General features: G+C 69.8%; 7 protein-coding genes and 2 pseudogenes. 4 read left to right on the plus strand and 5 right to left on the minus strand.

Going from position 1 to position 7706, the window contains the following annotated elements; all coding sequences use genetic code 11:
• Together AC2W7M_RS15310 and AC2W7M_RS15315 are read left to right on the plus strand one after the other, a co-directional pair.
• Positions 1-402 (plus strand): nitroreductase family protein (locus tag AC2W7M_RS15310; RefSeq protein WP_486133094.1); only part of this gene is annotated, 402 nt, incomplete at its 5' end.
• 10 nt (positions 403-412) lie between these two features.
• The gene (locus AC2W7M_RS15315; RefSeq protein WP_486133095.1) at positions 413-1198 is read left to right on the plus strand and encodes an ankyrin repeat domain-containing protein; all 786 of its coding nucleotides are present in this window, start codon (positions 413-415) and stop codon (positions 1196-1198) included.
• A gap of 11 nt (positions 1199-1209) precedes the next feature.
• Here AC2W7M_RS15315 and AC2W7M_RS15320 read toward each other — a convergent pair whose 3' ends face one another.
• From AC2W7M_RS15320 to ychF, 4 genes are all read right to left on the minus strand, one after another.
• On the minus strand, positions 1210-1683 hold the full coding sequence (locus AC2W7M_RS15320) for a MaoC family dehydratase (RefSeq protein WP_486133096.1): 474 nt from the start codon (positions 1681-1683) through the stop codon (positions 1210-1212).
• Positions 1680-2144, minus strand: a complete 465-nt coding sequence (locus tag AC2W7M_RS15325) for a MaoC family dehydratase (protein WP_486133097.1) — start codon at positions 2142-2144, stop codon at positions 1680-1682. The genes AC2W7M_RS15320 and AC2W7M_RS15325 overlap by 4 nt, the downstream gene beginning before the upstream one ends.
• 67 nt (positions 2145-2211) lie before the next feature.
• Positions 2212-2772, minus strand: a complete 561-nt coding sequence (locus AC2W7M_RS15330) for a MaoC/PaaZ C-terminal domain-containing protein (RefSeq protein ID WP_486133098.1) — start codon at positions 2770-2772, stop codon at positions 2212-2214.
• Positions 2744-3841: a redox-regulated ATPase YchF gene (ychF, locus tag AC2W7M_RS15335; protein WP_486133099.1), complete on the minus strand. Its 1098-nt coding sequence runs from the start codon at positions 3839-3841 to the stop codon at positions 2744-2746. Before ychF ends, AC2W7M_RS15330 begins: the two co-directional genes overlap by 29 nt.
• 399 nt (positions 3842-4240) lie before the next feature.
• Here ychF and mutM point away from each other — a divergent pair.
• A pseudogene (gene mutM, locus AC2W7M_RS15340) lies at positions 4241-5121 on the plus strand (bifunctional DNA-formamidopyrimidine glycosylase/DNA-(apurinic or apyrimidinic site) lyase).
• 36 nt (positions 5122-5157) lie between these two features.
• Here the strand turns inward: mutM and AC2W7M_RS15345 are convergent.
• Positions 5158-6777, minus strand: a pseudogene (locus AC2W7M_RS15345) (FMN-binding glutamate synthase family protein); the annotation flags it as partial.
• A 253-nt stretch (positions 6778-7030) separates the two neighbouring features.
• On the opposite strand from AC2W7M_RS15345, the gene dapF reads away from it, so the two are divergent.
• A partial coding sequence (gene dapF, locus AC2W7M_RS15350; RefSeq protein ID WP_486133100.1) for a diaminopimelate epimerase occupies positions 7031-7706 on the plus strand: 676 nt, incomplete at its 3' end.

The following is a 7706-nucleotide window of genomic DNA, read 5'->3' on the forward strand; positions in this document are numbered from 1 at the left end:
ACCCGGTTCACGGCGCGCCGGCGCACCTGCCGCTGTTCCGCCTTGCCGAAGCCGATGCGCGCGGGGTCGCCCGCGACGCTCTGCTGCCATCAGGCGATCGCCGGCGACGGCGCCTTCTGCCTCGCTTTGCTCGCCGAATTCGCGCCGCTGGTCGCGGCCGCGCCGTGGCGCTACCGCCAGCTTCACTGGGAGGCCGGCCTGATCGGCCAGGTGCTCTATCTGGAAGCCGAGGCTTTGGGGGTGCGCGGCACCGGCATCGGCTGCTTCTTCGACGACGAGGTGCACCGTCTCCTGGGGATCGAGGGCGAGGCGCTCCAGTCGCTCTACCACTTCACCGTCGGCGCCCCGGTCGCCGACCCGCGCATCCTGACCGAGCCGGCCTATGCCGGCCGCCCGCTCTGAGGACAACCCCATGGCCGAGCGCCCCGCCTTCCGCTCCATCTCCGTCGCCGCCGGCGAGGCGCTGCTGAAGGCCGGCGGCGTGCTCACGCTCGACGTGCGGGACCGCGCGAGCTTTCTGGCCGGCCATGTGGAGGGGGCACGCCACATCGGCTTCTCGGACCTCGCGCAGATCATCAACGGCACCAGCCGCGCCAGGCCGGTGCTGATTTACTGCTATCACGGCTTCGCCAGCCGGGAGTTCGCGCAGGTGCTGTGCGACTTCGCCTTCTCAGCGGTGCACAGCCTGGACGGCGGCTACGAGGCTTGGGCGGCGGCGCAGGCGCGCACCGGGGCCGCGACGCCCGGCGCGGCGGTCGCGCGCTGGCTCGCCATCCAGGGCTTTCCAGCCGACGGCGTGAACGCCACGGTGGAGAACGCCATGACGCCGCTCATGCGCGCCTGCCGCGAGGGGCTCGAAGCGATCATCGCCGCGCTCATCGACGGCGGGGCGCGCGTGGATGCGCGCAATGCGGACGGCAACACCGCGCTCTGGCTCGCCTGCGTCGGCGGCCATCTGCCGGTGATCGACGCGCTGGTGGCGGCCGGCTGCGCCATCGACAACCGCAACGACAATGGCGCCACCGCCCTCATGTATGCCGCCTCGGCCGGCAAGGCGGAGGTGGTGGCGCGGCTGCTGCGGCACGGTGCCGACCCGCGCCCGGAGACGCTCGACGGCTTCTCGGCGCTCGACCTCGCCTCGACGCGGGCGTGCCTCGACCTGCTGCGCCTTGCCACCCGCGCCCAGGCGGAGGCGTGAGCAACCGCTGCTCAGCCGCGGCGCTCGACGAAGACGATGCTCTCGAAGTCCAGCACCAGGTCGCCGTGCTGGTTGGTGCCGCTGTTGTAGGTGCGCAGGATGCCCCATTGCGGGCGCGAGCGGCTCGCCGTCTTCTCCCGCGCCTCCGTGGCATAGGTGACGGTGTCGCCGGCATAGACCGGCTTCAGCCAGCGCATGTTCTCGAAGCCCGGCGAGGGGCCGACCTGCGGCACCCGCTCGCCGCGGGCGCGCGTCTCCTCGGTGTCGCGGGCATTGAATTCGGCGAAGTAGCGCATCCAGGTGGCCGAGGTGAGCCAGCCGGACGCCACCAGCGCGCCGTAGAGGCTGCGCTTGGCCGCCTCCGGGTCCACATGGAAGGGCTGGAAGTCGAACTTGCGCGCGAAGGCGATCATCTCGTCTTGCGTGAAGGTGTGGTGCCCCAGCAGCCGGCGCTCGCCGATCTCGATGTCCTCGAAGAATTTCATGCGAGGCGCGCTCCCGGATTGCGGCGGCCCATCATGATGACGAGGACCGCTTCCAGGGCAATGGTCTTGTCGGTCTTCAGCAGCTCGAAGCGGAAGGTGATGAGCCCCATTTCCGGGCGGGTCTTGGAGGTGCGGCTCTCCAGCACCGTGCGGCGCAAGGTGAGCACGTCGCCGGGGAAGACCGGCGCCTTCCACTTGTTCTCCTTCACGCCCGGCGAGCCCATGCCGGCGGAGCGCTCCAGAAAACCCTCGCAGATCAGGCGCATCATCACCGCGCAGGTGTGCCAGCCGGAGGCGGCGAGGCCGCCGAGCAGCGAGGCGCCGCCCGCCGTGTCGTCGAGATGCATGGGCTGCGGGTCGAATTCGCGCGCGAACGACAGGATCTCCTCGCGCGTGAACTCGTAGGAGCCGAAGGTCTTCACCTCGCCGACGATGAAATCCTCGAAGAAGAGATCGGCCAAGGCGGCCTCCAGATGGCTTGAGGGGCGATCCAACTGGAGGATCGCCGCTGCGTCAAGGATGGGGCCGTCAGCCGGCGGTGTCGGCGGCCGTCGGCGTGCGGCATTCGATGGCGGTGGCGATGGGGCCGAGATAGGTCAGCACGAAATGCATCACCTCCTCGCCATCGGGCCGGGCGGCCAGCGCCTGGCGCCGGAACACCGCCCAGCCGGGCCGGTTGGCGCTCGCGCGCACCTCGTCGAGGATGGTGGAGAAGACGATCTCGTCGCCCGGAAAGACCGGCACGATCCAGCGCAGGTTCTTGAAGCCGAAGCCGATGCCGGCGGGCGAGATGGCTTCGGGGGACTCCGGCGGGAAGCCCGACGCGTCGTGCGCGCCGACGAACAGCTTCATCCACACCGCCATGGTGTGCCAGCCGGAGCCGATGAGCTGCCCGTATTGCGACTTCTGGCCCGCCTCCGGGTCCACATGGAAGGGCAGGGGATCGTACTGGCGCGAGAAGCGCAGCAGTTCCGCCTCGGTGAAGACGAAGCGGCCGGTCTCGCGCCGGACGCCGGTGCGCGGCAGGCCGATCAGGTCGCGCTCCGCCTCCGAGCCGGGCTCAATTGGCGAAGCGGAAGTGCAGCACATCGCCGTCTTGAACCACGTAGTCCTTGCCCTCGAGACGGAACCGGCCGGCCTCGCGCGCGCCCGCCTCGCCCTTGAACTTCACATAGTCGTCGTAGGCCACCGTCTCGGCGCGGATGAAGCCCTTCTCGAAATCGGAATGGATCACGCCTGCCGCCGCCGGCGCCTTGGTGCCCCGGGTGATGGTCCAGGCGCGCGCCTCCTTCGGGCCCACGGTGAAGTAGGTGACGAGGTTCAGCAGATCGTAGCCGGCGCGGATAACCCGGTTCAGGCCCGGCTCGTCCAGGTCGATGGCCTCCAGATACTCCTCCTGCTCCTCGGGCGGCAGAACGGCGATCTCGCTCTCGATCTTGGCGGAGACCACCACCGCCTTGGCGCCCTCTTCTTTGGCGCGCGCGAACACCTGGGCGGAGAGCGCATTGCCCTCCTTGGCGGAGGCCTCCTCCACGTTGCAGACATAGAGCACGGGCTTGGCCGTCATCAGGCCGAGCTGGGAGAACAGCTTCTCCTCTTCCGCCTTCACCTCGGCGAGGCGGGCCGGCTTGCCCTCGCGCAGCAGCACCAAAGCGCGGGTCATGAGGTCGAGGGTCTCCTTCGCCTCCTTGTCGTTGCCCTTGGCCTTCTTCTCGAGCGCGGCGGCGCGCTTCTCCAGGCTTTCGAGGTCGGCGAGCATCAGCTCGGTCTCGATGGTCTCGATGTCGTCCACGGGCGAGATCTTGCCCTCCACGTGGGTCACGTCGCCGTCCTCGAAGCAGCGCACCACATGGGCGATGGCATCGCACTCGCGGATGTTGGCGAGGAACTGGTTGCCGAGCCCCTCGCCCTTGGAGGCGCCGCGCACCAGGCCGGCGATGTCCACGAAGGTGAGGCGGGTGGGGATGATCTGCCCGGAGCCGGCGATCTCGGCGAGCGCGTCGAGGCGCGGATCAGGCACCGCCACGTCGCCCACGTTCGGCTCGATGGTGCAGAAGGGGTAGTTCGCCGCCTGCGCCGCCGCGGTCTGGGTGAGCGCGTTGAACAGGGTCGACTTGCCGACGTTCGGCAGGCCGACGATACCGCATTTGAATCCCATGGATCAGATCTCGAAACGGTCCGGCGCCGCAAGGAACGGGTTGACGATCTCGATCCCGCCCACCTGCTGGCCGTGGTGAAGGTCCTCGCTGAGGAACAGCGCGCACCCGAAGGCATGAGCCGCCGCTATTAACGCGGAATTCGAGAAAGCAAAGCCCCTTCGGGTCCGAAGCGCCGTCCGAGCGCGTTTTGTATGCCTGGTGCGTGTGTCGCATCACACCTCAATGTCATGCGTTAGCCACTTGCCTCTGAAGGGTTGCAGGCGGCGGCGCCCGGAAATCAGGGCTGGACAACGCCCCGCCCGCGCAATCTTGACTTGCGCGACGCCGGGCTGCGCTTAACTTTTCGGCAGTACAACGTCACGAATCGCGGGGCCAGAGTCCCGCAGCCGAAGGATAAGATGCCCGAACTGCCCGAGGTGGAGACCGTCCGCCGCGGCCTGTTGCCCGTTCTGCAAGGCGCCGTCGTGGAGAATGTCGAGGCGCGCCGGGGCGATCTGCGCTGGCCGCTGCCCGAGCACTTCGCCGAGCGCCTGGCCGGCCGCCGCATCGAGGCGGTGGGCCGCCGCGCCAAATACCTGCTGGCGGACCTGTGCGGTGGCGAGGTGCTGATCCTGCATCTCGGCATGTCGGGCTCGATCCGCATCGAGAACGCGCCGGCGCGCGGGCGGATGCCGGCCTTCCACCATCCCCGCGCGCCGCCGGGCCGCACGATCACGTGGTGCTCCATCTCGCCGGAGGCGCCACCGTCACCTTCAACGATCCGCGCCGGTTCGGCGCGATCCTGATGGTGCCCTACGACCGGCTCGACACCCATCCCCTGCTGCGAGGCCTCGGCCCGGAGCCGCTGGGCAACGGCTTCAACGCCGAGCACCTGGCGCGGGCGTGTGCCAAGAAGCGTTCGCCGCTGAAGGCGGCACTGCTCGACCAGAAGGTGGTGGCCGGCCTCGGCAACATCTATGTGAGCGAGGCGCTGCATCGTGCCGGCCTTTCGCCGCGCCGCTCCGCCCACACCCTCGCCACCAAAGAGGGCCGCCCCACCGTGCGGGCCGAGCGGCTCGTCAGGGCGATCCGCGACGTGCTGCGCGAGGCGATCCAGGCCGGCGGCTCCTCGCTGCGCGACCACCGGCAGGTGAACGGGGAGCTGGGCTATTTCCAGCACGCCTTCCGCGTCTACGACCGGGAAGGCGCGCCGTGCCCGACACTCCATGCAAGGGCCGGCATCCAGCGCATCGTGCAGGCGCCCGCCTCCACCTTCTTCTGCGCCACCTGCCAGCGCTGAGCCGTCAGGCCGCGCGGCGCGGCCCACCGCGCGGCGCGGCGCGAAGCTGTCGGCATCCGCCGCCGCCCACTCGGCCGCATAGGGCGTGTCGTCCGGGGCGTCGATGAGCGCGTCCGCCGCGAGGAAGGTGTAGAGCCGGTCCAGCGGCTTCACCTCGATCGGGCTGACCCGGTGCCAGACGTGGTGCGGCAGCAGATCGCGCGGGTGGTCGAGGCCCGCCGCGGCAATCAGGTCGGCCAGCGCCTCGACCGTGTGATGGTGGAAGCTCGTCACCCGCTCCGCCTTGTCCTCGATCACGAGGCCGCGCTGGAGGTGCGGATCGTTGGTGGTGACGCCGGTGGGGCAGGCGCCGGTGTGGCAGCGCATGGACATCACGCAGCCGAGCGAGAACATGAAGGCGCGCGCGGCGTTGCACCAGTCGGCGCCGATCGCCATGTTGGCGGCCATGGAGAAGCCCGACACCACCTTGCCCGAGGCGGCGAGGCGCACCTCGGGCCGCAGCCCCGTGCCCACCAGCGCGTTGCGCACCAGGATCAGCCCCTCGCGCAGCGGCATGCCCACATGGTCGGCCAGTTCGTGCGGCGCCGCGCCGGTGCCGCCCTCCGCACCGTCGACGACGATGAAGTCCGGCCGGATGCCGGTCTTCAGCATCGCCTTTGCGAGCGCGAACACCTCGCTGGGATGGCCGACGCACAGCTTCAGCCCCACCGGCTTGCCGCCGGACAGTTCGCGCAGCTGCGCCACGAACTCCATCATCTGCGCCGGCGTGGAGAAGGCGGGATGGCGCGAGGGCGAGATGCAGTCCTCGCCCATGGGCACGCCGCGGGTCTCGGAGATTTCCGGCGTCACCTTGGCGGCCGGCAGCACGCCGCCATGGCCGGGCTTTGCGCCCTGGGAGAGCTTGATCTCCACCATCTTCACCTGGTCCAGCAGCGCCCGCTCCTGGAACCGCTCGGGCGAGAAGGAGCCGTCGCGGTTGCGGCAGCCGAAATAGCCCGAGCCCAGCTCCCAGACGATGTCGCCGCCATGCTTGCGGTGGTAGGGCGAGAGGCCGCCCTCGCCGGTGTCGTGATAGAAGCCGCCGGCCTTCGCGCCCATGTTCAGCGCCTCGATGGCGTGGCTGCCGAGCGAGCCGAAGCTCATGGCGGAAATGTTCAGCACCGAGGCGGAATAGGGCTTGGCGCAGGCCGGCCCGCCCACATTCACCCGGAACGGCTCCGTGCTGACCGGGGTGGGCGCCAGAGAGTGGGTCATCCACTCGTATTCGGCGGCGTAGGTGTCGAGCTCGGTGCCGAACGGCTGGCGGTCCTCCTCATTCTTGGCGCGGGCATAGACCAGCGAGCGGTCGTCGCGGTTGTAAGGCTGGCCCGAGAGGTCGTCCTCCATCAGGTACTGGCGCAGATAGGGCCGCACCGCCTCGAACATCCAGCGCACCGAGCCGATCAGCGGATAGTTGCGCAGCAGCGAGTGGTTCGGCTGGGTGATGTCGAACACCCCCACCATGGCGAGGGTGAAGAAGACGCAGAAGGCGAAGATGAAGACGTGCTCGGTGACAAAGGACAGGATCAGGCTCACGAGCGCGCCGACAATCACGAAAATGAAGACGCCGTAGCGCCCCGCGAGCGCCTTGGTGCTCGCGTCCATCCACTCGCCCATGGGTTTCCTCCCGATTTTGGCGGCTAAGCTATCCGAGCCTGCGGCGGATGGCACGCTGCCGTGCGGTAGGCCGGCCGGGCCACCCTGCGCGCCGCGGCCGGACATCCTCTGCACGGCAGGGAGAGGGAGCCTCGGCGGCGCGAAGTCTGCGGCCGCGGCCGGCCGTCAGCGGCGGCGGGGGTGGCGCCGCGTCGGCCTTGCGCCATATAAGGGGCAGGGCGCAAGCGCCCGTTCCCTCATCCCGCGTGCCGGCATGTTCATGGTCTCCCTCGCTCACCGCCCCTTCGTGAAGATGAACGGCCTCGGCAACGAGATCCTGGTGCTGGATCTGCGCGCCGATCCGGTGGCGGTGGCGCCCGAAGCGGCGCGGGCGCTGGCGCGGCGCGAGGCGCTGCGGTTCGACCAGGCGATGGTGCTCTATCCGCCGCGCCGGCCGGACACCGCCGCCTTCGTGCGCATTTTGAATTCCGACGGCTCGACCTCGTCCGCCTGCGGCAACGGCACGCGCTGCATCGCCGCGCTTGAGGCCGAGGCCACCGGCTCCGACCATGTGCGGTTCGAGAGCGAGGCGGGCCTGCTCGACTGCCGCGTCCACGCCGACGGCACGGTAACGGTGGACATGGGCGCGCCGCGCTTCTCCTGGCGCGACATTCCGCTGGCGCGCGACGTGGGCGACACGGCGGCCGTGATGGTGGACGGCTTCGCGCAGCTCGGTCCCGCCAGCCTCGTCAGCATGGGCAATCCCCACGCCGTCTTCTTCGTGCCCGATGCCGATGCGGTGGACGTGGAAGGCCTTGGCGCGGCGCTGGAGCATCATCCGCTGTTTCCCGAGCGCGCCAACATCTCGTTCGCCAGCCTCACCGGCCCGGATGCGATCCTGCTCCATGTGTGGGAGCGCGGCGCCGGGCGCACCCGCGCCTGCGGCACCG

It is taken from the genome of Xanthobacter sp. BG11Y11_SDJG, assembly GCF_057364445.1.